At 64.5% G+C, this 25,389-nt stretch carries 21 protein-coding genes; 13 read left to right on the forward strand and 8 right to left on the reverse strand.

Annotated elements, in window-relative coordinates:
* Positions 1-126: 126 nt before the first annotated feature.
* Positions 127-945, reverse strand: coding sequence for a posphoenolpyruvate synthetase regulatory kinase/phosphorylase PpsR (gene ppsR / locus ACQ4N9_RS02460; RefSeq protein WP_110991838.1), 819 nt, complete (start codon positions 943-945; stop codon positions 127-129).
* A gap of 182 nt (positions 946-1,127) precedes the next feature.
* On the opposite strand from ppsR, the gene ppsA reads away from it, so the two are divergent.
* From ppsA to ACQ4N9_RS02500, 8 genes are all read left to right on the forward strand, one after another.
* A complete protein-coding gene (gene ppsA, locus ACQ4N9_RS02465; RefSeq protein WP_390967291.1) occupies positions 1,128-3,503 on the forward strand; it encodes a phosphoenolpyruvate synthase in 2,376 nt (791 codons plus the stop codon).
* Between the two features lie 158 nt (positions 3,504-3,661).
* Positions 3,662-4,654, forward strand: a complete 993-nt coding sequence (locus ACQ4N9_RS02470) for an alpha/beta fold hydrolase (RefSeq protein WP_390967292.1) — start codon at positions 3,662-3,664, stop codon at positions 4,652-4,654.
* Positions 4,655-4,848: 194 nt separating this feature from the next.
* Positions 4,849-5,340, forward strand: coding sequence for a ribonuclease E activity regulator RraA (gene rraA, locus ACQ4N9_RS02475; RefSeq protein WP_390967293.1), 492 nt, complete (start codon positions 4,849-4,851; stop codon positions 5,338-5,340).
* 27 nt (positions 5,341-5,367) lie between these two features.
* Positions 5,368-6,363, forward strand: a complete 996-nt coding sequence (locus tag ACQ4N9_RS02480) for a zinc transporter ZntB (RefSeq protein WP_110991834.1) — start codon at positions 5,368-5,370, stop codon at positions 6,361-6,363.
* Between the two features lie 106 nt (positions 6,364-6,469).
* Entirely contained in the window at positions 6,470-6,733 is a 264-nt protein-coding gene (locus ACQ4N9_RS02485; protein ID WP_110991833.1) for a CrfX protein, read from the forward strand.
* A 2-nt stretch (positions 6,734-6,735) separates the two neighbouring features.
* On the forward strand, positions 6,736-7,560 hold the full coding sequence (locus ACQ4N9_RS02490) for a mechanosensitive ion channel family protein (RefSeq protein ID WP_110991832.1): 825 nt from the start codon (positions 6,736-6,738) through the stop codon (positions 7,558-7,560).
* A 113-nt stretch (positions 7,561-7,673) separates the two neighbouring features.
* Positions 7,674-8,240, forward strand: a complete 567-nt coding sequence (sigX, locus tag ACQ4N9_RS02495) for an RNA polymerase sigma factor SigX (RefSeq protein ID WP_110991831.1) — start codon at positions 7,674-7,676, stop codon at positions 8,238-8,240.
* Between the two features lie 110 nt (positions 8,241-8,350).
* Positions 8,351-9,385, forward strand: a complete 1,035-nt coding sequence (locus ACQ4N9_RS02500; RefSeq protein ID WP_110991830.1) for an OmpA family protein — start codon at positions 8,351-8,353, stop codon at positions 9,383-9,385.
* A 69-nt stretch (positions 9,386-9,454) separates the two neighbouring features.
* Here the strand turns inward: ACQ4N9_RS02500 and cobA are convergent, their stop codons facing one another.
* The 5 genes from cobA to ACQ4N9_RS02525 form a co-directional block, all read right to left on the reverse strand.
* The gene (cobA, locus tag ACQ4N9_RS02505) at positions 9,455-10,201 is read right to left on the reverse strand and encodes a uroporphyrinogen-III C-methyltransferase (RefSeq protein WP_125859507.1); all 747 of its coding nucleotides are present in this window, start codon (positions 10,199-10,201) and stop codon (positions 9,455-9,457) included.
* Between the two features lie 27 nt (positions 10,202-10,228).
* A complete protein-coding gene (locus ACQ4N9_RS02510) occupies positions 10,229-11,899 on the reverse strand; it encodes a protein kinase domain-containing protein (RefSeq protein WP_390967294.1) in 1,671 nt (556 codons plus the stop codon).
* 9 nt (positions 11,900-11,908) lie between these two features.
* Complete coding sequence (locus tag ACQ4N9_RS02515) at positions 11,909-13,120, reverse strand: nitrate/nitrite transporter (RefSeq protein WP_390967295.1); 1,212 nt, start codon at positions 13,118-13,120, stop codon at positions 11,909-11,911.
* 339 nt (positions 13,121-13,459) lie between these two features.
* Positions 13,460-14,035 carry an ANTAR domain-containing response regulator gene (locus ACQ4N9_RS02520; protein ID WP_125464952.1) on the reverse strand — a complete coding sequence of 192 codons (576 nt, stop codon included), beginning with the start codon at positions 14,033-14,035 and terminating at the stop codon, positions 13,460-13,462.
* 10 nt (positions 14,036-14,045) lie between these two features.
* On the reverse strand, positions 14,046-15,260 hold the full coding sequence (locus ACQ4N9_RS02525; protein WP_390967296.1) for a CmpA/NrtA family ABC transporter substrate-binding protein: 1,215 nt from the start codon (positions 15,258-15,260) through the stop codon (positions 14,046-14,048).
* 127 nt (positions 15,261-15,387) lie between these two features.
* Between ACQ4N9_RS02525 and ACQ4N9_RS02530 the strand changes: the two genes are divergently transcribed.
* Positions 15,388-16,413 carry a quinone-dependent dihydroorotate dehydrogenase gene (locus ACQ4N9_RS02530; protein WP_110991823.1) on the forward strand — a complete coding sequence of 342 codons (1,026 nt, stop codon included), beginning with the start codon at positions 15,388-15,390 and terminating at the stop codon, positions 16,411-16,413.
* 95 nt (positions 16,414-16,508) lie between these two features.
* Here the strand turns inward: ACQ4N9_RS02530 and rmf are convergent, their stop codons facing one another.
* Positions 16,509-16,724: a ribosome modulation factor gene (rmf, locus tag ACQ4N9_RS02535; protein WP_023533691.1), complete on the reverse strand. Its 216-nt coding sequence runs from the start codon at positions 16,722-16,724 to the stop codon at positions 16,509-16,511.
* Between the two features lie 550 nt (positions 16,725-17,274).
* Here rmf and rlmKL point away from each other — a divergent pair.
* Positions 17,275-19,467 (forward strand): bifunctional 23S rRNA (guanine(2069)-N(7))-methyltransferase RlmK/23S rRNA (guanine(2445)-N(2))-methyltransferase RlmL, encoded by a 2,193-nt coding sequence (gene rlmKL, locus ACQ4N9_RS02540; RefSeq protein ID WP_390967297.1) that lies wholly within the window; start codon positions 17,275-17,277, stop codon positions 19,465-19,467.
* Between the two features lie 95 nt (positions 19,468-19,562).
* Positions 19,563-21,959, forward strand: coding sequence for a sensor domain-containing diguanylate cyclase (locus ACQ4N9_RS02545; protein ID WP_390967298.1), 2,397 nt, complete (start codon positions 19,563-19,565; stop codon positions 21,957-21,959).
* A 42-nt stretch (positions 21,960-22,001) separates the two neighbouring features.
* Here ACQ4N9_RS02545 and ACQ4N9_RS02550 read toward each other — a convergent pair whose 3' ends face one another.
* Complete coding sequence (locus ACQ4N9_RS02550) at positions 22,002-23,351, reverse strand: NCS2 family permease (RefSeq protein ID WP_110991819.1); 1,350 nt, start codon at positions 23,349-23,351, stop codon at positions 22,002-22,004.
* Between the two features lie 355 nt (positions 23,352-23,706).
* On the opposite strand from ACQ4N9_RS02550, the gene ACQ4N9_RS02555 reads away from it, so the two are divergent.
* Both ACQ4N9_RS02555 and aqpZ read left to right on the forward strand, forming a co-directional pair.
* Entirely contained in the window at positions 23,707-24,462 is a 756-nt protein-coding gene (locus tag ACQ4N9_RS02555) for a GntR family transcriptional regulator (protein WP_110991818.1), read from the forward strand.
* A gap of 228 nt (positions 24,463-24,690) precedes the next feature.
* Positions 24,691-25,389, forward strand: coding sequence for an aquaporin Z (gene aqpZ, locus ACQ4N9_RS02560; RefSeq protein WP_125464947.1), 699 nt, complete (start codon positions 24,691-24,693; stop codon positions 25,387-25,389).

The following is a 25,389-nucleotide window of genomic DNA, read 5'->3' on the forward strand; positions in this document are numbered from 1 at the left end:
TACGCCTTGTGTTGAAAGTGCTGGCCTCTTCGCGGGTAAACCCGCTCCCACAGGGGCCTCGCTGGCTTTGAATCCTGTGCTGTGCCTGTGGGAGCGGGTTTACCCGCGAAACAGGCGACGCTGGCCTTACTTGAACCGCCGCTCCACGCCTTTTTCCACCAGGATCTTCGCCGAAATCTCTTCCACCGAAAAATGCGTGGAGTTGATGTTGGGAATGTTCTCCCGACGGAACAGGCTTTCCACCTCGCGCACCTCGAACTCGCATTGAGCGAAGCTCGAATAGCGGCTGTTGGGCTTGCGTTCGTGGCGGATGGCGGTCAGGCGGTCGGGGTCGATGGTCAGGCCGAACAGCTTGTTGTGGTGCTTCTTCAGCACCGCCGGCAGCTGCAGGCGCTCCATGTCGTCCTCGGTCAACGGGTAGTTGGCGGCGCGGATGCCGAACTGCATGGCCATGTACAGGCAGGTCGGGGTCTTGCCGCAGCGGGAAACGCCCACCAGGATCAGATCGGCCTTGTCGTAGTAATGGGTCCGCGCGCCGTCGTCGTTGTCGAGGGCGAAGTTGACCGCCTCGATACGCTCCATGTAGTTGGAATTGCCGCCGATCGAGTGGGATTTGCCCACGGAATACGACGAATGGGCGGTCAATTCCTGCTCTAGTGGGGATAAAAACGTCGAAAAGATGTCGATCATGAAGCCATTGGACGTGGCCATGACTTCGCGGATGTCCTGGTTGACGATGGTGTCGAAGATGATCGGGCGCACCCCGTCACGCTCGGCCGCCGCGTTGATTTGCTGGACCATGGCCCGGGCCTTGTCCAGCGTATCGATGTAGGGGCGGGTGAATTTATTGAACGGAATGCTCTCGAATTGTGCGAGCAGGCTCTGCCCCAACGTTTCTGCAGTGATGCCGGTACCGTCGGAGATGAAAAACGCGGTTCGTTTCATTTGCACCTGGGGGCCTTAAGCTGCCGAAGATTTCTGGATATGATAGGTTCGGTTTGCCGAACGCGGTTGCTCGGCATTCTCACTTATTTTCCAGGTCCAGGCCACAAGCGTCCCGGCCCAGTCGCAGAGCAGACAGGCGGGCGCCCTTGAGCTTTTCCAATACAGTTAGTGGAGAGATCACCTTGGTAGAGTACGTAGTTTCCCTCGATAAGCTCGGCGTCCATGATGTGGAGCATGTGGGGGGCAAGAACGCATCCCTGGGCGAGATGATCAGCAATCTTGCCGGTGCCGGCGTTTCGGTGCCGGGCGGCTTTGCCACTACGGCTCAGGCGTACCGCGACTTTCTCGAACAGAGTGGCCTGAACGACCGTATCCACGCCGCGCTCGACGCGCTGGACGTCGATGACATCAATGCCCTGACCAAGACCGGCGCACAAATCCGCCAGTGGGTCATGGAAGCCGAATTCCCGGCACGCCTCGATTCGGAAATCCGTACGGCCTTCGCCGAAATGGCCGCCGGCAACGACAACATGGCGGTCGCCGTGCGTTCCTCGGCTACCGCCGAAGACTTGCCGGACGCCTCGTTCGCCGGCCAGCAGGAAACCTTCCTCAACATCCGTGGCGTCGACAACGTGATCCGCGCGGCCAAGGAAGTCTTCGCTTCGCTGTTCAACGACCGTGCCATCGCCTACCGCGTGCACCAGGGCTTCGACCACAAGCTGGTCGCCCTGTCCGCCGGCGTGCAGCGCATGGTCCGCTCCGAAACCGGCACCGCCGGCGTGATGTTCACCCTCGACACCGAGTCGGGCTTCCGTGACGTGGTGTTCATCACCGGCGCCTACGGCCTGGGTGAAACCGTCGTGCAGGGTGCGGTCAACCCGGACGAATTCTACGTACACAAGAACACCTTGCAGGCGGGTCGCCCGGCGATCCTGCGCCGCAACCTGGGCAGCAAGGCGATCAAGATGGTCTATGGCGACGAAGCCAAGGCCGGCCGTTCGGTCAAGACCGTCGAAGTCGACCGCGCCGAACGCGCACGCTTCTGCCTGAGCGACGCCGAAGTGGCCGAGCTGGCCAAGCAGGCGATGATCATCGAGCAGCACTACCAGCGCCCGATGGACATCGAATGGGCCAAGGACGGTGACGACGGCAAGCTGTACATCGTTCAGGCCCGCCCTGAGACCGTGAAGAGCCGTGCCAGCGCCAACGTCATGGAGCGCTACCTGCTCAAGGAGAAAGGCACCGTGCTGGTCGAAGGCCGTGCCATCGGCCAGCGCATCGGCGCTGGCAAGGTGCGGGTGATCAAGGACGTGTCGGAAATGGACAAGGTCCAGCCCGGCGACGTGCTGGTCTCGGACATGACCGACCCGGATTGGGAGCCGGTGATGAAGCGCGCCAGCGCCATCGTCACCAACCGCGGCGGGCGTACCTGCCACGCGGCGATCATCGCGCGTGAACTGGGTATCCCGGCTGTGGTCGGTTGCGGCAACGCCACCCAGGTGCTCAAAGATGGCCAGGGCGTGACTGTGTCCTGCGCCGAAGGCGACACCGGCTTCATCTTCGAAGGCGAGCTGGGCTTCGACGTCAAGCAGAACTCGGTGGACGCCATGCCGGAGCTGCCGTTCAAGATCATGATGAACGTGGGCAACCCGGACCGCGCGTTCGACTTCGCCCAGCTGCCCAACGAAGGTGTGGGCCTGGCGCGCCTGGAGTTCATCATCAACCGCATGATCGGCGTGCACCCCAAGGCACTGCTGAACTACGCGGGCTTGCCGCCGGAGCTCAAAGAGAGCGTCGACAAGCGCATTGCTGGCTACAGCGACCCGGTCGGCTTCTATGTCGAGAAGCTGGTCGAGGGCATCAGCACCCTGGCCGCAGCCTTCTACCCGAAAAAGGTCATCGTGCGCCTGTCGGACTTCAAGTCCAACGAATACGCCAACCTGATCGGCGGCAAGCTGTACGAGCCGGAAGAAGAAAACCCGATGCTGGGCTTCCGCGGCGCCTCGCGCTACATCAGCGAGTCGTTCCGTGACTGCTTCGAGCTCGAATGCCGCGCCCTCAAGCGCGTGCGCAACGAGATGGGCCTGACCAACGTCGAGATCATGGTGCCGTTCGTGCGCACCCTGGGCGAAGCCAGCCAGGTCGTCGACCTGCTCGCCGAAAACGGCCTGGCCCGTGGCGACAACGGCCTGCGCGTGATCATGATGTGCGAGCTGCCGTCCAACGCCATCCTGGCCGAGGAGTTCCTCGAGTACTTCGACGGTTTCTCGATCGGTTCCAACGACCTGACCCAGCTCACCCTGGGCCTGGACCGCGACTCGGGGATCATTGCCCACCTGTTCGACGAGCGTAACCCTGCCGTCAAGAAGCTGCTGGCCAACGCCATCGCCGCGTGCAACAAGGCCGGCAAGTACATCGGCATCTGCGGCCAAGGCCCATCGGACCACCCGGACCTGGCCAAGTGGCTGATGGAGCAGGGCATCGAGAGCGTGTCGCTGAACCCGGACTCGGTGCTCGAGACCTGGTTCTTCCTGGCCGAAGGCCAGAGCGCAGCCTGATACGGTGAGTGCGCGGGCGCCTTGGCATCCGCGCAACGAACCTGTAGGAGCGGGCTTGTCCCGCGATAGCGTCAGCAAGGACAACCCTGTCGTCCGACCTGTCACTGTCGCGGGCCAAGCCCGCTCCCACGTTTCATATCCACTGAATTTGTGAAGCCATGCAAAGCAGCAGCACCCAATTCCCCGTCGCGTTGCTCAGTGCCGAGCGCCGCGGCGACCTCAGCGAAGACGTCTACCGGATCAAGGCCGGCAACAGCCCCGATTCGAGCGTCGAGCTGGCCGTGACTCGCCTGGGCCTGGCCGACCAGGGCCGTGCCCAGGGCGTGCCGGTCATTCTCCTGCACGGCAGTTTTTCCAATCGGCGCTTCTGGTACTCACCCAAGGGCATCGGCCTGGGTGCCTACCTCGCCCGCGCCGGTTTCGATGTATGGATCCCGGAGATGCGCGGCCATGGCCTGTCGCCACGTAACCGCGCTTGGCAGCACAACCGTGTGGCCGACTATGCCCGCTATGACCTGCCGGTGATTGGCGCTTTCGTCCAGGAGCAGGCTGGGCAGGCGCCGCACTGGCTGGGCCATTCCCTGGGCGGCACCACCCTGGCCGCTGCGCTGGGCGGTGGCTACCTGGCCAGCGCGCAGGTGGCCAGTGCGGCCTTCTTCGGCGCCCAGGTCAGCCGCGTGTACTGGCCGCTCAAGGTGCCGCCGGTGGCGTGGGGGGCGAAGCTGTTGCTCAAGCGTTTTGACCAGATCAGCGGTTCGCGGCTCAAGCGTGGCCCGGAAGACGAGCCGATTGGTCTGGCGCTTGAAAGCCTGCGCTGGAATGGCCTGTTCGGCCGGTTCGGCGACAAGGATTGCGACTGGTGGGCGGGGCTGGCCGAGGTCGATGTGCCGGTATTGGCCGTGGCCGGGGCAGGGGATTTCCAGGACCCGGTGTGGGCTTGCCGCAAGCTGTTCGATCAGCTGGGCGGTGACAGCAAGCAGTTCCTGCGCCTGGGGCAGGAGCAGGGCTTCGATGCCTTCGGGCACGTCGACATGCTGGTCAGCAAGGCGGCGCAGGCCCAGGTGTGGCCGTTGGTGGAGCGGTGGCTGAGGGATCCGCAGGTGCCGGTGCATGCCTCGACGGTGGTGATGGAGCCGGTGCCTGCCAGTTGATTCTGCGTTGGCCTCTTCGCGGATAAACCCGCTCCCACAGGATTTCACACCTCTCCTGTGGGAGCGGGTTTACCCGCGATGAGGCCGGGGCAGGCAAAAGCAAACTGACTGCTCGGTCCCGGATGACTGCCATGCCTTGCAAGGTGTAGCCTTGATCCCACCTTCGCTTTCGTTGTGACTGACAGGAGTTTCCCATGCAGCATTACGTAACGCCCGACCTGTGCGACGCCTACCCAGACCTCGTCCAGGTGCTCGAACCCATGTTCAGCAACTTCGGTGGCCGCGACTCGTTCGGCGGCCAGATCGTCACCATCAAGTGCTTCGAGGACAACTCGCGGGTCAAAGAGCAGGTCGAACTCGACGGCAAAGGCAAGGTGCTGGTGGTCGATGGCGGTGGTTCGCTGCGCCGTGCGCTGCTGGGCGACATGCTCGCCGAAAAGGCGGCGAAGAGCGGCTGGGAAGGCCTGGTGATCTACGGCTGTGTGCGCGACGTCGACGTGCTGGTGCAGACCGATGTGGGTGTGCAGGCCCTGGCCAGCCATCCCATGAAAACCGACAAACGTGGTATTGGCGATCTCAACGTCGCGGTGACCTTTGCCGGGGTGACCTTCCGCCCGGGCGAATATGTGTACGCCGACAACAATGGCGTCATCGTCTCGCCAAGCCCGCTGAAGATGCCCGAGTGACGCGCGGCGCGCGCTGATGGAGCTTTGATGTTCGAGGAAGACAACGCGCAGTGGGGGCTGGTGCATGCCCTGGTGCTCGATGGCAAAGGTGGCGCGCGTTCGATAGCCCGTACCGAACTGGACGATTTGCAGCTGCAGCCGCTGGAGAGCCTGTGGCTGCATTGGGACCGTAGCCATCCGCAAACCCGCACCTGGCTGCTGCACGACAGTGGCCTGAGCGAGTTCGCCTGCGACCTGCTGCTGGAAGAGAACACCCGACCGCGCTTGCTGCAGCTGGCCAACGAACAGATGCTGCTGTTCCTGCGCGGGGTCAACCTCAACCCGGGTGCCGAGCCTGAGGACATGGTTTCGGTGCGCATTTTCGCCGAAGCGCGACGGGTCATCTCGCTGCGCCTGAGGCCGCTGCGCGCCAGCGACGAGGTGCTCCAGCAGTTGGACGAGGGCAGGGGGCCGAAATCGGCGTCCGAGCTGTTGCTGCTGATGGGCGAGTTGCTCACCGAGAAGGTCCAGGCACTGGTCAGCGACCTGTCCGAGGCGGTCGATCTCGAAGAAGAGAAGGTGGAAGCCGACGAACGGTATGCGCCTGAGCAGGGCAGTCTGCAGCAGATCCGTCGACGTGCCGCCGGCCTGCGCCGTTTCCTTGCACCGCAGCGGGATATCTACGCGCAGTTGTCGCGTAACAAGTGCAGCTGGTTCGCCGACCCCGACAGCGACTACTGGAACGAGCTCAACAACAGCCTGATCCGTTATCTCGAAGAGCTGGAACTGGCCCGCGAGCGCGCTGCCCTGGTGCTGGAAAGCGAGGATCGGCGCCGCAGCGAGCGGATGAACCGGACCATGTACCGCTTCGGCATCATTACCTGCATCTTCCTGCCCATGAGCTTCATCACCGGTTTGCTGGGCATCAATGTCGGCGGCATACCGGGCTCTAACAGCCCTTATGGTTTCCTGTTCGCCAGCCTGATCGTGCTCGGCCTGGCGGTGGGGCAGTGGCTGTTGTTCCGCAAGCTGCGGTGGGTCTAGATGGCCTGGGGCCTGTTCTGTTCTCATCCTGAAACATTCGTCCCACATCCCTGTGTGACCCATCGCTCGCAGCTCTCGTCTTTGACTGACACTGCGCGAGGTGCCCATGCACGATCCGTTTGAAGAATCCCTGCGTGACCTGCTCAAGGCGTCACCCTCCGGCCAGGAGCGCGATGACGCCGCCTGCCTGGGTCGCGTGCTCAAGACCGCCAACCGCCAGGTCGGCGTGGGCGATCTGTTCAGCCTGCTGGGCCGCTGGAGCCAGGCACTGATGATCGCTGTCAACAATGGCTCGGCGCATGTCGCGCCAGTGCGTCGCAATGCCACCCGCAACCCTGCCTCCGGCAGAAACGTAGATAAGGCCGATTGAATATGGAACTCGATCTCTGGACCCAGAGTCTGGTCACCGCCATGACTGCCCTTTGGACCAAGGTGGCGAACTTCATCCCCAACCTGTTCGGGGCGCTGGTGGTGGTGCTGCTTGGTTTCGTCGTGGCGAAGCTGCTCGACACACTGCTGTCCAAGCTGCTGGCCAAACTTGGCCTGGATCGCTTGATGAGCGGTACCGGGTTGACCAAGATCCTTGCCCGGGCGGGGATCCAGGTGCCGATTTCGACGCTGGTGGGCAAGATCGTCTACTGGTTCGTGTTGTTGATCTTCCTGGTATCTGCCGCGGAATCCCTTGGCCTGGAGCGGGTCTCGGCAACGCTGGACATGCTCGCCCTGTACCTGCCTAAGGTGTTCGGTGCGGCGCTGGTGCTGCTGGCCGGTGTGCTGCTGGCACAGCTGGTCAACGGCCTGGTGCGCGGCGCTGCCGAAGGCATTGGCCTGGAGTACGCCGCCGGTGTCGGGCGGATTGCCCAGGGCCTGGTGATCATCATCAGCATCTCGGTGGCGATCAGCCAGTTGGAGGTCAAGACCGACCTGCTCAACCATGTGATCGTCATCGGTTTGATAACCGTTGGTCTGGCAATTGCGTTGGCAATGGGCCTCGGCAGCCGTGAAATCGCCGGGCAGATTCTTGCTGGAATCTACGTGCGCGAACTCTATCAGGTCGGCCAGCAGGTGCGGATTGGAGAGGTCGAAGGGCATATCGAAGAGATCGGCACGGTCAAGACCACGCTGCTGACCGATGATGGCGAACTGGTGTCGCTGTCCAATCGCGAGCTACTCGAGCAGCGCGTAAATAGCCGCTAACCGCACAAAAGCTGTTAATGTATGCCGCCGCGAAAATCGGCCCTTGGGGCTGAGCGGCGACATTGACCCGACTGTCGGCCAGATCCGCATTGAATAAAGTTCATTTGCCGCCCATGCGCTATGACCCCCGGGAGCTCACCGACGAGGAGTTGGTGGCGCGTTCGCATGAGGAGCTGTTTCACGTTACCCGCGCCTATGAGGAGCTCATGAGGCGCTACCAGCGCACGCTGTTCAATGTGTGTGCGCGGTATCTGGGGAACGACCGGGATGCTGACGATGTCTGTCAGGAGGTGATGCTCAAGGTGTTGTACGGGCTGAAGAACTTCGAGGGTAAATCCAAGTTCAAGACCTGGCTCTACAGCATCACCTACAACGAATGCATCACCCAGTACCGCAAGGAGCGCCGCAAGCGCAGGCTGATGGATGCCTTGAGCCTGGACCCTGTCGAAGAGGCGTCCGAGGACAAGGCTCCGAAACCAGAAGAGAAAGGCGGGCTGGATAAATGGCTGGTGCATGTGAACCCGATCGACCGGGAAATCCTGGTGCTGCGATTTGTCGCAGAGCTGGAATTCCAGGAGATCGCCGACATCATGCACATGGGCCTGAGCGCCACGAAAATGCGCTACAAGCGCGCGCTCGACAAGCTTAGAGAGAAATTTGCTGGGCTCACTGAAACTTAGTGGCGTTCAAATATCTCTAACCAACCGGCGAGTTCTGCTAGACTTGCCGTCGAGTTGTCCCCCGGATGTTGGTGGGACTGCTTAACTATCACCAGATGGGGATTTAACGGATGAAATTGAAAAACACCTTGGGCTTGGCCATTGGTTCGCTTGTAGCCGCCACTTCGTTTGGCGCTCTGGCACAAGGTCAAGGCGCCGTTGAGGTTGAAGGCTTCTACAAGAAAGAATTCTTCGACAGCCAGCGCGACTTCAAGAACGACGGCAACCTGTTCGGCGGTTCGGTTGGTTACTTCCTGACCGACGACGTTGAACTGCGTCTGGGCTACGACGAAGTCCACAACGCTCGTGGCGAAGACGGCAAGAACATCAAGGGCTCGAACACCGCCCTGGACGCTCTGTACCACTTCAACAACCCGTACGACGCCATCCGTCCATACGTTTCGGCCGGTTTCTCCCACCAGTCGCTCGGCCAGACCGGCCGTGGTGGTCGTAACCAGTCCACCTTCGCCAACGTTGGCGCTGGCGCCAAGTGGTACATCACTGACATGTTCTACGCCCGTGCCGGCGTTGAAGCTCAGTACAACATCGACCAGGGCGACACCGAGTGGGCCCCGAGCGTTGGTATCGGCCTGAACTTCGGCGGTAGCCCGAAGCACGCCGAAGCCGCTCCAGCTCCAGTTGCTGAAGTCTGCTCCGACAGCGACAACGACGGCGTTTGCGACAACGTCGACAAGTGCCCTGACACCCCAGCCAACGTTACCGTTGACGCTGATGGCTGCCCGGCTGTTGCCGAAGTCGTTCGCGTTGAGCTGGACGTCAAGTTCGACTTCGACAAGTCGGTCGTCAAGCCTAACAGCTACGGCGACATCAAGAACCTGGCTGACTTCATGAAGCAGTACCCACAGACCACCACCACCGTGGAAGGTCACACTGACTCCGTCGGCCCAGACGCTTACAACCAGAAGCTGTCCGAGCGTCGTGCTGGCGCTGTCAAGCAGGTCCTGACCCAGCAGTACGGCATCGAATCGAGCCGTGTTGACTCGGTTGGCTACGGTGAGACCCGTCCGGTCGCCGACAACGCCACCGAAGCTGGCCGCGCCGTTAACCGTCGCGTAGAAGCTCAGGTAGAAGCCCAGGCCAAGTAATTGGTTTGAAGCTTCACGAAAAACCCGGCCTCGGCCGGGTTTTTCTTTGCCTGGGATTTGTGGGGCGTGTCAGCCCGCCAAAGCACGAAAACGCTCGATACCCGCCTGCACCGCCCCCACCACCTCACCGATCACCAGAATTGCCGGGCTGCGCAAGCCAAAGGCCAAGGCGTCCTCCTCCAGCGCCGCCAGGTGGCTGCGGCACTCGCGTTGCTGCGGCAATGAGGCATTCTCGATCATCGCCACCGGCGTGCCGGGCGCCATCCCGCCTTGTAGCAGGCCACGGCGAATCTGCTCCAGCCGCGCCACGCCCATGTACAGCACCAGGGTCGTGCCGCCCTGGGCCAGCGCCTGCCAGTTCAGTTCGCTGTCGTCCTGAGTGTGCGCAGTCAACAGCGTCACGCCACGGCTGACGCCGCGCAGCGTCAGGGGAATGTCGCACTGGGTGGCTCCGGCCAGCCCGGCGGTGATGCCGTTGACCACCTCCACCTCGATGCCGTGGCCGCGCAGCCACAGCGCCTCTTCGCCGGCGCGGCCGAAGATGCACGGGTCGCCGCCCTTGAGCCGCACTACGCAGCGCCCCTGGCGGGCATGGCGCAGCATCAGGCGCTGGATGAAGGCCTGGGGCGTGGAGCGGCAACCGCCGCGCTTGCCCACGGCAATCACCCGTGCCTGCGGGCAGTGCGCCAATATGGCCGGGTTGACCAGGTCGTCGATCATCACCACCTGGGCCTGGCCCAGCGCGCGGACAGCCTTGAGGGTGAGCAGTTCGGGGTCGCCGGGGCCGGCGCCAACCAACCAGACTTTCGCATTCATCGGGTGTTCCTCATCGACAGGTGCCATTCAACCCTTGAACAGGGCGAACAGCAGGATCAGGTTGAACAGCAAGGACAGCAGCGCCAGGCTGCGCCAGACCTTCAGTGGCTCACGCTCCAACAGGGGGCGCGGGCGGTCGGGCAGCACCTGGCGGTCGCCGCGTTCGAGCAGCAATAGCCACTGCTCGGCGGTCTCGAAACGTTGCGCGGGATCAGCGGCCAGCCCCTGCTCCAGGTTGCGTTGCAACCAATCGGGCAGGTCGGGGCGGTAGCGGCCGGGGTTGACCGGTACGGTGAAGCGCGGGCGCTGGAATGCCTCGACTTCGCCGTAGGGGTAATGGCCCGTCAGCAGGTAATAGAGCGTCACGCCCACGGCGTAGAGGTCCTGGCGCGGGCTCGGCGGTTGGCCATCGAACGCCTCTGGGGCGATGTAGGACGGAGTGCCAGGCAGGCTGTGCGGCTGGTCTTCGCAAAGGCCCGGGCAGTAAGCCAGGCCAAAGTCCAGCAGACGTAGCTGGCCGTCACTGCCCAGGTGCAGGTTCTCAGGCTTGATATCGCGGTGCAGCAGGTTGCGCCGGTGCAGCACACCGACGGCCTGCAGCAACTGGCGCGCCATCTCCAGCCACTGGGGCAGGGGCAGCGGGCCGTGCTCTGCAAGCATTGCGGCCAGTGTGGTGCCTGGGTATTCGCGCATCAGGTAATACAGATGCTGGCGCTGGCCCGCCGGGTGCACCTCGGGGAAGTGGCGGCCGGCGACCCGGCGCAGGAACCATTCCTCCAGCAGCAAGGCCTGGGCGGCCCCCGCTTCATGATCACGGGCTTGCGGCAGGGTCTTGAGCAGCCAGGCCTGGCCGTGTGTGTCCTGTACCCGGTACAGCAATGATTGCCGACTCTGTGCCAGCAACCCCTCGACCCGCCAACCATCGATCATCTGCCCGTCACGCAACGGGCCGGGCAAGGGCCACTGCTGCAATTGCGCCAGGGTGTCGCCGAGGTTGGCGGCGCCCAGCTCGTCGATACTGACCAGCAGTGCGCTGGCATTGTCCTGGCTGCCGCTGTGGTGGGCGGTGGCCACCAGGGTGTCGACGGCGTCCTGCAGGTCGGGGTGTTCGCGCAGGATGGCCTGGATCCGCTGGTCGCCCAGGCTGGCCCAGACACCATCGCTGAGCAGCAGGAAGCGTTCGCCGTGGTGCAACTCGCCGTCCAGGTAGTCGACCAGCAGGTGCTGGTCCAGCCCCAACGCGCGCTTGAGTACGTGCTGCATGCCGGGCTGGTCCCAGACATGGTCCTCGCTCAGGCAGTGCAACTGGCCCTCGTGCCAGCGGTAGACGCGGCAGTCGCCGACGTGGGCGAGGGTGAAGCGGCGCCCGCGCAGCACCAGGGCGCTGAGGGTGGTCAGCAGCGGCTGGCCGTTGCCCTGGGCGCGCAGCCAGCGGTTCTGGGCCAGCAACAGCCGGTCCAGGGCCTGGGCCACGCCCCAGGTGGCGGGCGTGGCGTAGTAGTCCAGGGCCAGGGCCTGCAGGCTGGCGCGTGCCGCCAGGCCGCCATCGGCGCACTGGCTGACACCGTCGGCGAGGGCGAACAGATAGCCTTTGCTGGCGGCCAGTTCCGGTGCTGGCGTGACCAGGCGCAGAGCGTCCTGGTTCTCTGCGCGGGGCCCGGTGGCAGAGGCCTGGGCGAAGCTCAGTTGCAGGTTCATGGCGGCCACTCAGACCCGCGCTGCAGTGACTGCCGCCGAGCCCCAGGTGGTGCGCCAGCGCTGCTTGACGCCGTGCAGGCCGAACCAGGCGAGCAGGCCCAGGCTGGCGAACAGCCACAGGCCCATCTGGTAGTCGCCGGTGTGTTGCTTGACGGTGCCCAGGCCTGCGGCCAGGAGGAAACCGCCGATACCGCCGGCCATGCCGATCAACCCGGTCATCACCCCGATCTCTTGGCGAAAGCGCTGCGGCACCAGCTGGAACACCGCGCCATTGCCGGCGCCCAACCCGAGCATGGCGCTGACGAACAGGGCCAGTGCCGCTGCGGCGCTGGGCAGGTTGAAGCCGACTGCGGCAATGCACACCGCGGCCACGCTGTACATGCCCAGCAGGGTGCGGATGCCACCGAAGCGGTCGGCCAGGGCGCCGCCCAGCGGGCGCATCAGGCTGCCGGCGAACACGCAGGCCGCGGTGTAGTAGCCGGCGGTCACCGGGCTCAGGCCGTACTGGTCGTTGAAGTAGCCGGGCAGGGTGCTGGCCAGGCCGATGAAGCCGCCGAAGGTTACGCTGTAGAAGAACATGAACCACCAGCTGTCGCGGTCACCCAGCGCTTTGAGGTAATCGGCCATGGCCTTGGGTTTTGGCCGTGCGGGGGCGTTGCGGGCCAGCAGGGCGAACAGCACCAGGGTCAGCAACAGCGGCAGCAGGGCGAAACCGAACACGTTGTTCCAGCCGTAGGCCGCGGCCAGCACCGGCGCCAGCAGCGCGGCGAACACGGTGCCGGAGTTGCCGGCACCGGCGATGCCCATGGCCTTGCCCTGGTGCTGGGGTGGGTACCACTGCGACGCCAGGGGCAGCGAAACGGCGAACGAGGCGCCGGCAACGCCGAGGAACACGCCCAGCAGCAGCACCTGCTCGAAGCTGTGCACGCCCAGGTGCCAGGCGCAGGCCAGGGCGACGATCACCACCACCTGGCCGATCAGGCCGGCGGTCTTGGGCGACAGGCGATCGACCAGCAGGCCCATGGCGAAGCGCAGCAGCGCACCGGCAAGGATTGGCGTGGCAACCATCAGGCCGCGTTGCTGGGCGCTCAGTTGCAGGTCGGTGGCGATCTGCACCGCCATGGGGCCGAGCAGGTACCAGACCATGAAGCTCAGGTCGAAATACAGGAAGGCAGCGAACAGGGTGGGCACATGCCCGGATTTCCAGAAGCTCGTATTCATCGAACACCTCGTTCGGCGTGCAACACAGGGGCGGAAACGAAAAAGACGCCGCTGCCCGGTCCACTGGCGTGGAGGGGGAAGCGACGTCTTTGTCGTGGTATGGGGGCAACCGCCGTTGGCTACCTGGATTTGACTGAGCAAGAGGCGGGCCAATGTTGCCTGCCGGTTTTTATGGGGGTCTGGGAGCAACTGTCTTGCTCGCCATTCAAACAACTGGGCGATCCCTGTGGGAGCGGCGGTTCGCCGCTGCGATTCACCCGCGAACACGGGCATAGCCCGTGCCAAGCACCGAGGTGTCATCTTCGCGGGTAAACCCGCTCCCACAGGCAGGGCTGGCCTTCAGCCCAGCATCTCCGACATGGCGATGATCTGTTCGGCCACCTGGATCAGCTTCTGCTGGCGGCTCATGGCCTGGCGCCGCATCAGGGTGTAGGCCTGCTCTTCGTTGCAGTCTTTCATCTTCATCAGCAAGCCCTTGGCCTGCTCGATGCGCTTGCGCTCGGCCAGCTGCAGGTCGCGGGCCAGCAGCTGGGCCTTGAGCGCCTGGTCGCTTTCGAAGCGGGCCATGGCCACGTCGAGGATCGGCTGCAGGCGCGCGGCATGGATGCCTTCGACGATGTAGGCGCTGACCCCGGCCTGGATCGCCTGGCGCATCACCCCCGGGTCGTGTTCGTCGGTGAACAGCACGATGGGGCGGGGCCGGTCGCGGCTGACCAGCACCACTTGCTCCATCACATCACGGCCCGGTGACTCGGTATCGATCAGCACCACGTCGGGGTGCACCGTTTCGACGCAGGCCGGCAGGTCGATGGTCAGGCCAGGGGCTTCGATCACCTCGAAGCCGGCCTCGACCAATGCGGCCTTGAGGCGGCCGACTTTCTTTTCGGTATCGTCGATCAGTAGGATGCGCAGCATGGTCGGCTCCTCACAGGCCGACGCGGGCGTCGGGCGCCGCGTCCAGGGCGTGCAGGTTGAAGCTGCGCGCGTAGCCATACGGATCGCTGCCGTCCCAGCGGCTACCGTCGATCAGCTGGCTGCTGCGCATCGGCAGGTCGGCGCAGGGCACGCCCAGTGCGTCGGCGGCCTCACGGTACAGCGCCAGTTGCTGGACCTGACGCGCCACGGCGAGGTAGTCCGGGTCGTCGCGCAGGATGCCCCAGCGGCGGAACTGGGTCATGAACCACATGCCGTCGGACAGGTAGGGCAGGTTGGCCCGGCCCTGGTCGAACAGGCGCAGGGCATGGCGGTCTTGCCAGCGGTTGCCCAGGCCGTCCTGGTAATCGCCCAGCAGGCGTGGCTCGATGCTGCTGGCCGGGGTGTCCAGGTAGGCGCTGCCACTGAGCAACTGAGCGGCGCCGCGACGGTTCTCGGCGCTGCTTTCGATGAAGCGGCTGGCGGCGAGGATCGCCTTGACCAGGGCGCGAGCGCTGTTGGGGTATTGCTCGGCGAAACTGCGCGCGCAGGCCAGGACCTTTTCCGGGTGGTCCGGCCAGATCGACTGGCTGGTGGCGAGGGTGAAACCCTGCCCCTGGGCGATGGCCTCGGCCGACCACGGCTCGCCGACGCAAAAGCCATCGATGCGCCCGGCCTGCAAGTGGGCGACCATCTGTGCCGGCGGCACCACCACGCTGTTGACGTCATGCAAGGGGTGGATGCCCTGGCTGGCCAGCCAGTAATACAGCCACATGGCGTGGGTACCGGTGGGGAAGGTCTGGGCGAAGGTCAGGCGTGCACCGCCCTGGTGCGCCAGCCGCGCCAGTGCCTCGGGGTTGGTCACGCCCTTGCGCTGCAAGGCCGCGGACAGGTTGATGGCCTGGGCGTTCTGGTTCAGGCCCATGAGCACCGCCATGTCACTGGCCGGCCCGCCGCCCACGCCCAACTGCACGGCGTAGACCAGGCCGTACAGGCAGTGCGCAGCGTCCAGTTCGCCACTGACCAGCCTGTCGCGCAGCCCGGCCCAGGAGGCCTGGCGCTGCAGGTTGAGGGTAAGGCCCTGTTGCTGGGCGAAGCCCTGGGTGGCAGCGACCACCACCGAAGCGCAATCACTCAGGGCCATGAAACCGATGTTCAGGCTGGGCTTTTCCGGTGCGTCGCTGCCGTTGACCCAGGCCAGTGGCGATGTCGGGGGAGCTGTATTCACGTGGATCCTCGGGCGTTCTGCGGGGGCTGCATGGGGTTGTTGAAGCAACCCATGTGCCATGGCCCTGTCGCCCCGGCGATGCGCTGGCTATAATCGCACCCCTCACACACCGCGAGTCCGCCCGCCCATGTATACCCTGGCCCGCCAGCTGCTGTTCAAGCTCTCCCCGGAAACCTCCCACGACCTGTCGCTGGACCTGATCGGTGCCGGTGGCCGCCTTGGCCTCAACGGCCTGCTGTGCAAGCAGCCGGCGGCGTTGCCGGTGAGCGTCATGGGCTTGAACTTCGCCAACCCGGTGGGCCTGGCCGCTGGCCTGGACAAGAATGGCGCGGCCATCGACGGTTTCGCCCAGCTGGGCTTCGGTTTCGTCGAAATCGGCACCATCACCCCGCGCCCGCAGCCGGGCAACCCCAAGCCACGCCTGTTCCGCCTGCCGGAAGCCACCGCGATCATCAACCGCATGGGCTTCAACAACATGGGCGTCGACCACCTGCTGGCGCGGGTGCGGGCCGCACGCTACACCGGCGTGTTGGGCATCAACATCGGCAAGAATTTCGACACTCCGGTCGAGCGGGCTCAGGACGATTACCTGATCTGCCTGGAGAAGGTCTACAACGACGCCAGCTACATCACCGTCAACGTCAGCTCGCCGAACACCCCGGGCCTGCGTTCGCTGCAGTTCGGTGATTCGCTCAAGCAGTTGCTCGATGCCCTGGCCGAGCGCCGTGAGCAGTTGGCGGTGAGCAACGGCAAGCGCGTGCCACTGGCGATCAAGATCGCCCCGGACATGAGCGATGAAGAAACCGCGCTGGTGGCTGCTGCGCTGATGGAATCGGGGATGGACGCAGTGATCGCCACCAACACCACCCTGGGCCGTGAGGGTGTCGAAGGGCTGCCGTTCGGTGGCGAGGCAGGCGGCCTGTCGGGCGCGCCGGTGCTGGAAAAGAGCACCCACACAGTGAAAGTGCTGGCGGGTGAGCTGGGTGGCAAGCTGCCGATCATCGCCGCCGGTGGCATTACCGAAGGCCGTCACGCGGCTGAGAAGATCGCTGCCGGTGCAAGCCTGGTGCAGATTTACTCGGGCTTCATCTACAAGGGCCCGGCGCTGATCCGCGAGGCGGTGGATGCCATCGCGGCCATGCCTCGGCAATAAGCGGCCATAAAAAAGGGGCCCCGCATGGGGCCCCCTGGGCCGTAGCCCGCCGCCCGGATGGGGCGCGCATGGTAACTCGAATTCAGTGTCCTCGATCAGCCAACGGCGTGATTTTCGTTGAGTCTATGGATGCCAGCGGTGCCGGTCATGCCGTCCCAGTTATCGCCGCGTCCTTCGCGCCAGCCGTTGATCCAGGCTTGGCGTACGGAAGGTAGAGTAAATGGGCAAAGTTCGCGGGATTTGCCGGTGACCCCATACTGGTAGCCACGTGAAAATGCTCTTTCCAACGGATCACGCTTAAGTCTTCTCATAGGGTGTTGCCCTCACTTGTTGACTGTAATGTCCCGTCGGCCTCTACGAGGCCGGGCAGAATCGTTCTGCCGGTGTGCGCCCGCTGCCGGCGTGGCGGGCTGAAGGTGTCGCCCCGTTGCGAAGCGACCTGAGATCAGTTCTAACGAATGCGAGTCACAGTGTGAATGATCGTTTTGTCATAAGGACGTAACCTTTCCGAGGGTGAAAGGATAAGTAAATAAATGCGACTCAACCTTGTTTGCCGTTGGGCCCGCTATGATCAGGGTTTAGTCAGCTTTGACGTCAATTGGCCAGCGTGTCTGGTCGATGGCCTGTAATAATTGGTAATGCGACGAAGGGTCACATCTGGGCCCGCAGTGCGCGAATTTTCATACTGCTCGACGATCAAAGCCTTTTTCGCCACCCGGCGATGGCAGGTTGCGTCGGGCGGCCAGGCCTGGCGAGACTGCTCGCGGGCCACCCGGGCGCCTGCTGAAAGGGCGTGCGGGAAAACCTCGGCAGGCCGATGCGTCGGCTGCCATCTACTTAGCCAAAGGCTCTGGATTACCCATGTCGGACCGTATCGAACTTTATCTCACCTGCCCCAAGGGCCTCGAAGGCCTGCTCGTCGAAGAGGCCCGGGAGCTGGGCCTGACCGAGGTGCGTGAGCACACCTCGGCCATCCGCGGCGAGGCCGACATGGAAACCGCCTACCGCCTGTGCCTCTGGTCGCGCCTGGCCAACCGCGTGCTGCTGGTGCTCAAGCGCTTCCCGATGAAGAACGCCGATGACCTCTATGACGGGGTCAACGCGGTGGATTGGGCCGACCACCTGGCAGCCGATGGCACCTTGGCGGTGGAGTTCAGCGGCCATGGCTCGGGCATCGACAACACCCACTTCGGCGCGCTGAAGGTCAAGGATGCGATCGTCGACAAGCTGCGCAACCGTGAAGGCCTGCGCCCGTCGGTGGAAAAAATCGATCCGGATGTGCGCGTGCACCTGCGCCTGGACCGTGGCGAGGCGATCCTCTCCCTCGACCTGTCCGGCCACAGCCTGCACCAGCGCGGCTACCGCCTGCAGCAAGGCGCGGCGCCGCTCAAGGAAAACCTGGCGGCGGCGGTGTTGATCCGCGCCGGCTGGCCGCGCATTGCCGCCCAGGGCGGCGCCCTGGCCGACCCGATGTGCGGTGTGGGCACCTTCCTGGTCGAGGCGGCCATGATCGCCGCCGACATGGCCCCTAACCTCAAGCGCGAGCGCTGGGGTTTCAGCGCCTGGCTCGGCCATGTGCCGGCGCTGTGGCGCAAGCTGCACGAAGAGGCCCAGGCCCGTGCCCAGGCCGGCCTGGCCAAGCCGCCGCTGTGGATTCGCGGTTACGAAGCCGACCCGCGGCTGATCCAGCCGGGGCGCAACAACGTCGAGCGCGCAGGCCTGGGTGACTGGGTGAAGATCTACCAGGGCGAGGTGGCCAGTTTCGAGCCGCGCCCGGACCAGAACCAGAAAGGCCTGGTGATCAGCAACCCGCCCTATGGCGAGCGGCTGGGTGATGAAGCCAGCCTGCTGTATCTCTACCAGAACCTGGGCGAGCGCCTGCGCCAGGCCTGCATGGGCTGGGAAGCGGCGGTGTTCACCGGCGCGCCCGAGCTGGGCAAGCGCATGGGTATCCGTAGCCACAAGCAATACGCGTTCTGGAACGGCGCATTGCCTTGCAAACTGCTGCTGTTCAAGTTGCAGCCCGACCAGTTCGTCACCGGCGAACGGCGCCAGGCCCAGGCTGAAGAGGGCCAGGAGCGTCGCCCGGCGGCGCAGGCCAGCGAGCCGGCACGCCTGTCCGAAGGCGCGCAGATGTTCGCCAACCGCCTGCAGAAGAACTTCAAGCAGCTGGGCAAATGGGCCCGCCGTGAAAAAGTCGACTGCTACCGGGTCTACGATGCCGACATGCCCGAGTACGCCGTGGCGGTCGACCTGTACCACGACTGGGTGCATGTGCAGGAATACGCCGCACCGCGTTCCATCGACCCGGACAAGGCCCAGGCGCGCCTGCTCGATGCCCTGGCGGCCATTCCCCAGGCGCTGGGTGTCGATCAGCAGCGCGTGGTGCTCAAGCGCCGCGAGCGCCAGAGCGGCACGCGCCAGTACGAGCGCCAGGCCACCGAAGGTCGCTTCCAGGAAGTCAGCGAAGGCGGCGTCAAGCTGCTGGTCAACCTCACCGACTACCTGGACACCGGCCTGTTCCTCGACCACCGCCCGATGCGCATGCGCATCCAGCGCGAGGCCGAAGGCAAGCGCTTCCTCAACCTGTTCTGCTACACCGCCACGGCCACCGTGCACGCGGCCAAGGGCGGCGCGCGCAGCACCACCAGCGTCGACCTGTCGAAAACCTACCTGGACTGGGCGCGGCGCAACCTGTCGCTGAACGGCTTCTCCGAGCGCAACCGCCTGGAGCAGGGCGATGTCATGGCCTGGCTGCAGAGCGCGACGGACAGCTACGACATGATCTTCATCGACCCGCCGACCTTCTCCAACTCCAAGCGCATGGAAGGTGTGTTCGACGTGCAGCGTGACCATGTCGAGCTGCTGGACCTGGCCATGGCTCGCCTGGCGCCGGGCGGCGTGCTGTATTTCTCCAACAACTTCCGCAAGTTCCAGCTCGACGAGCACCTGGCGACGCGTTATGCGGTGGAGGAAATCAGCGCCCAGACCCTGGACCCGGACTTCGCCCGCAACAACCGCATCCACCGCGCCTGGCAACTGCGTCTGCGCTGAGACGATGAGGTACATTGCGCGACTGCTGGCCAGTGGCTATAAAGCACTTAAGGGTTAATACATTCGCAGGACGCTGATGTTGTCGAGAGTCCTTTATGGCGAATGCGGGTGTACCTGCGAAGTGGTTTGGCCTGCTCGGTGACGAGCTATCGGCCTGGGGCGTGGCCCTGGCGGCGCTGGTCGCCGGCGGCCTGCTCACGGCTGCCTTGGCCATTGCCACCCAGAGCTTCTACAAGCAGCAGTTGCGCCAACGCTTCGAACTGCTGGCCGGCGAGCGCTACAGCCGCATCGCCGAGCGCTTCCAGGAACAGGAGCAGCGCCTGGATGGCCTGCGCCGGTTCTTCGACTTCTCCAACGAAATCACTCCCCGCGAGTTCGACGGCTATGCCCGCCCGCTGCTGCACCGCACCCAGGCCTATTCCTGGGCGCCGCGGGTGGAAGCAGGGCAGCGTGAAGCCTTCGAGCAGCGCGCCAGCGAATTGCTGGCGCAGCGCTACCAGATCCGTGACCAGGGCGCGCAAGGCGGCTGGCAGGCGGCCCCCGCGCGCGACCACTACTACCCGGTGCTGTACAACCAGGCTTCCAGCCAGCAGGGACAGCCCTACGGCCTGGACCTGCTTGGCCAGCCGAAACGCGCGGCGACCCTGGCCAGGGCCATGGTCCCCGGCAGCATGGCGGTGTCCGAGCCGCTGGACATGCTCAGCGTCGATCCGGCCTACAGCCGTGGCCTGCTGATGGTGGCGCCGGTGTTCGCCGAATCGGCGCCGGCCGGTAGCCCGCCCAGCGGCTATGTCATGGCGCTGCTCAGCCTGCGGCAGTTGATCGTCGAGAGCTTGCCGACGGTGGCGGACGACAACCTGGTGGTGCGGATCCTCGACCTGTCCACCGACGCTGGGCATGAGGTGCTGTTCGATTCTGGCAACCAGATGGCGCGCATGGCCCTGGCCAGCACCCACCTGCTGCACCTGGCCGATCACCACTACCAGCTCGACATCCGCCCCAGCGTGGGCTTCATGGCCGCCAACCGGTCGGCGGCGGTGCAGGTGGTCGGTCTGCTCGGCGGTTTGCTCAGCCTGCTGCTGGCGACCTTGCTGTACAGCCTGTTCAGCCAGCGCCAGCGTGCCCTGGATCTGGTGGCCCGGCGTACCACCGAGCTGCGCATCAGCGAACAGTCGTTGCGTGAAACCCACAACCAGCTGCGCAGTGTGCTCGACGCCGCGACTCAGGTGGCGATCATCGCCACCAGCCTCAAGGGTGTGATCGGTACCTTCAATGCTGGTGCCGAACGCCTGCTTGGCTATACGGCCGAGGAAGCGCTGGGCGTGCTTACCCTCGAGGACCTGGTGCAGCCCGAAGAGCTGCATCGTCGCGCCCATGCCCTGAGCCTGCGCTATGGGCGCGAGGTGGGCGCGGGCCAGGCGATGTTCGCCGAGACCGTGCAGGAGGGCGGCGCGGAGCCCGGCGAATGGACCCTGGTGCGCAAGGATGGCAGCCACTTGCTGGCCAATATGCTGGTGACCGCGGTACTCGATGAGCAGGGGCTGTGGGTGGGCTACCTGGCAATCTGCATCGACGTCACCGAGCGGCGTCGAGTGCACGAGGCGCTGGCAGCGCGCGATCGATTACTGGAGAAGCTCAGTGCCGAGGTGCCCGGCGGCATCTACCAGTACCGCCTGGATGCCGACGGGCGCTCGTGTTTCCCGTATGCCAGCCAAGGCCTGCACGACATCTACGAAGTCGACCTGGCGCTGCTGCAGCAGGACGCCACGGTGGTGTTCGAGCGTATCCACCCAGATGATCTGGAGCGAGTGCGGCGTTCGGTGCGGTATTCCGCCGAGCACCTGACACCCTGGCGCGAGGAGTACCGGGTATGCCTGCCCCGGGCCGGCCTGCGCTGGGTGCGCGGCGAGGCAACGCCGGAAATCGGCGACCACGGTTGCACCCTCTGGCATGGCTACCTGACCGATATCTCCGACCTGAAGCGGGTGGAGGAGGAGCTGCGCGCCTTGTCGATCACCGATTCCCTCACCGGTATTCACAACCGCCGCTATTTCCAGGAGCGCCTGCGCAATGAGCTCGACCGAGCCCAGCGAGACGGGCTGGATCTGGCGGTGATCATGCTCGATATCGACCACTTCAAACGGATCAACGACCAGTTCGGCCACGCGGTGGGCGACCTGGTGCTGCGCAGCCTGTGCCAGCGAATCAGCCAGCGTTTGCGGCGCACCGATGTGTTCTGCCGGTTGGGCGGCGAGGAGTTCATGGTGCTGTGCCCGGGCAGCAATGCCGAGCAGGCGCGGTTGCTGGCGCTGGAGCTGTGGCAGGGCGTGCGCAATGTGCCGATCGAGGGTGTCGGGCGGGTGACGGCGAGCTTCGGGGTGGCAGGCTGGCGCGACGGGGAGGGGGCCGATGCGCTGTTGCTGCGGGCGGATGCGGGGGTGTATGCGGCCAAGCAGGGCGGCCGGGATCGGGTCGAGGCGGAGCTTGCATGACACCCTGGCCCGGCACCAGCGCCAGGCCAGGGTGTCAGCGCTTTACAGGAACACGAACTTGGCGATGAAGATCACGCTGAGCACCCACAGGCTCGGCGAAACTTCCTTCAACTTGCCGGTACCTGCCTTCAGTGCCACATAGCTGATGAAGCCCAGGGCGATGCCGTCAGCGACCGAGAAGGTCAGCGGCATCATGATCACCGTGACGATCGCCGGGATGCTGTCGGTGGCTTCGTCCCATTCGATATGCGCCATGCTGCCCATCATCAGCATCGCCACATAGATCAGCGCACCGGCGGTGGCATAGGCCGGGATCATGCCCGCCAGCGGCGCGAAGAACATCGCAGCGACGAACAGCAGGCCAACTACCACAGCTGTCAGGCCGGTACGGCCACCGGCGGCGACGCCTGCGGCGCTCTCCACGTAGCTGGTGACCGGTGGCACGCCCACCGCGGCACCGAACACGCTGGAGGCACTGTCGGCCTTCAGCGCCCGCGACAGGTTCTCGATGCGCCCGTCGGCCGCTACCAGGCCGGCGCGCTGGGCGACGCCCATCAGGGTGCCGGCGGTGTCGAACATGTGCACGAACAGGAAAGCGAAGACCACGCTGATCATGCTGACGTTGAACACGCCCGCCACATCCATCGCCATCCAGGTCGGCGCCAGGCTCGGTGGCATCGACATCACCCCGCCGAACTTGACCAGCCCCAGGCCCCAGCCGGCCAGGGTGACGCTGATGATGCTGATGAGGATCGCACCGAACACCCGTTTGTAGCTGAGGATCGCGATCATCAGGAAGCACACGGCCGCCAGCAGCGGGCCGGGCTCATGCAGCGAGCCGAGCTTGATCAGGGTGGCCGGGCTGTCGACGACGATGCCTGCGGTTTTCAGGCCGATCAGCCCGAGGAACAATCCGACGCCGGCCCCCATGGCATGGCGCAGGCTCACCGGGATGCTGTTGAGCAGCCACTCGCGCACCCGTGACAGGGTGAGGAACATGAACAGCACGCCCGAGATGAACACCGCACCCAGCGCGGCCTGCCAGGTGTAGCCCATGGTGCCGACCACGGTGTAGGTGAAGAAGGCGTTGAGGCCCATGCCGGGCGCCAGGCCCACCGGCCAGTTGGCGTACAGGCCCATCAGCAGGCAGCCCAGCGCCGCGGCGATGCAGGTGGCGACGAAGGCCGCCCCGTGATCGATGCCGGCGTCGGCCATGATGTTGGGGTTGACGAAGATGATGTAGGCCATGGTGATGAAGGTGGTCACCCCGGCTATCAGTTCGGTGCGGACGGTAGTGCCATGTCGCTTGAGTTTGAAAATCCGCTCCAGCCAACCCGTTTCGGGCGGCGCAGCGATATCCAGCGTAGGGGCTTCGGATTTGCGGCTTTCCACAGCGAGTACTCCTCAAGTCTTTCTTGTTGTTCGAAGCCTGGTCCTGAGCAATGCACTTGGGGGCTCCGCGAGGGGGTGTGGCAGACGTCCGACCATTTTGTTGACTTGCGGGTCAGGAAGTTGCTCGCAGGATTATGCTTTTGTGTACAAAGAATGCAAATAATGTTTTATCTTTTGTGCGCACAAACTGCCGTACAACGGCTATATAGGTTAAAGGCCCCCTGCAGAATCGGGTCAGCCTGTGTACAATGGCGCCATACCTTGGTCCACCACCTACTTCCAGGACTTGCCCTCCACCCGCTGACAGGTAGTACAGTCACGGTCCGACTGGCAGATCCCTTGTGCTCGAGAGCCCATGAACGAACAGCTGCAACCTCTGAAAAAACCTGTGCGCACTGGCAAGGCCGGCCGCAGCGGTACCCAGGACGACATCGTCTACGCGCACATCTTCGAGGCGATCCTCGAGCAGCGCCTGGCGCCGGGCACCAAGTTGAGCGAGGAGGCACTGGGCGAGATCTTCGGCGTCAGCCGTACCATCATCCGCCGTGCGCTGTCGCGCCTGGCCCATGAAAGCGTGGTGCTGCTGCGGCCCAACCGCGGCGCGGTAGTGGCCAGCCCCACGGTTGAAGAAGCACGCCAGGTGTTCTTCTCGCGGCGCATGGTCGAACGTGCAATCACCGAGCTGGCCGTGCAGCACGCCACCCTCGAGCAGCTCAACGAATTGCGCCAGATGGTGCGCGAGGAGCGTGACAGCTTCTCCCGTGGCGACCGTGGCGCCGGCATCCGCCTTTCCGGCGAATTCCACCTCAAGCTGGCCGAAGCCGCAGGCAATGCCCCGCTGGTGAGCTTCCAGCGCAGCCTGGTGTCGCAGACCTCGCTGATCATCGCCCAGTATGAAAGCGGCAACCGCTCGCACTGCTCGTACGACGAGCACATGCAACTGATCGACGCCATCGAGGCCCGTGATGCCCAGCAGGCGGTAAGCCTGATGATGCATCACATGGACCATATCGACAGCAAGCTCAACCTCGACGAGGAGAGCGCGTCGGACGACCTGCATGCAGTGTTCTCGCATCTGCTGAAAAAACCCAAGGCCACCGCCAAGGGTTGATCGTTTGCCTGCATAGCCCAGGGCCCTTTCGCGGGTAAACCCGCTCCCACAGGAATGTCGTTGCCTTCGAGCACGTCAGCGTACCTGGGGAGCGGGTTTGCCCGCGAATGGGCCTTTTTTCGTGACTGGCCTTCTGCCGGATCCCTGATAGATTTACTAGTTGCAAACCCCTTTTCAATGTGGTTGGGCTTGCGCAAACGTTGCGTCCAATGGCTTGAGGAGAGGTTCATGACTACGTCCCTCGGTGTGCGCATGGGTGCCGAACTGGTCGGCACTTTCTGGCTGGTACTGGGTGGTTGCGGCAGCGCGGTACTGGCCGCCAGCTCACCTGTCGGCATTGGTGTTCTCGGTGTCGCCTTCGCGTTTGGCCTGACTGTCCTGACCATGGCGTTCGCCATTGGCCATATCTCTGGTTGTCACCTCAACCCGGCCGTGTCATTCGGGTTGGTGGTGGGCGGGCGGTTCCCGGCAAAAGAACTGCTGCCCTATGTGATCGCCCAGGTGATCGGCGCCATCCTGGCCGCAGCGGTGATCTATTTCATCGCCAGTGGCAAGGCCGGCTTCGAACTGGCCAGCGGGCTGGCCTCGAACGGCTACGGCGAACATTCGCCGGGCGGCTACACCCTGGCGGCAGGCTTCACCAGTGAGGTGGTGATGACCGCGATGTTCCTGGTGATCATCATGGGCGCCACCGATGCACGGGCACCGGCCGGCTTTGCACCGATTGCCATTGGCCTGGCGCTGACCCTGATCCACCTGATCTCGATTCCCGTCACCAATACCTCGGTCAACCCGGCGCGCAGCACCGGGCCGGCCTTGTTCGTCGGCGGCTGGGCGCTGCAGCAGCTGTGGCTGTTCTGGCTGGCGCCGCTGATTGGGGCGGCGATCGGCGGTGCGCTGTACCGGGGGCTGGCAAAACAACCCTAG

Source organism: Pseudomonas sp. ES1 (assembly GCF_050586605.1).
GTDB lineage: Bacteria > Pseudomonadota > Gammaproteobacteria > Pseudomonadales > Pseudomonadaceae > Aquipseudomonas > Aquipseudomonas sichuanensis.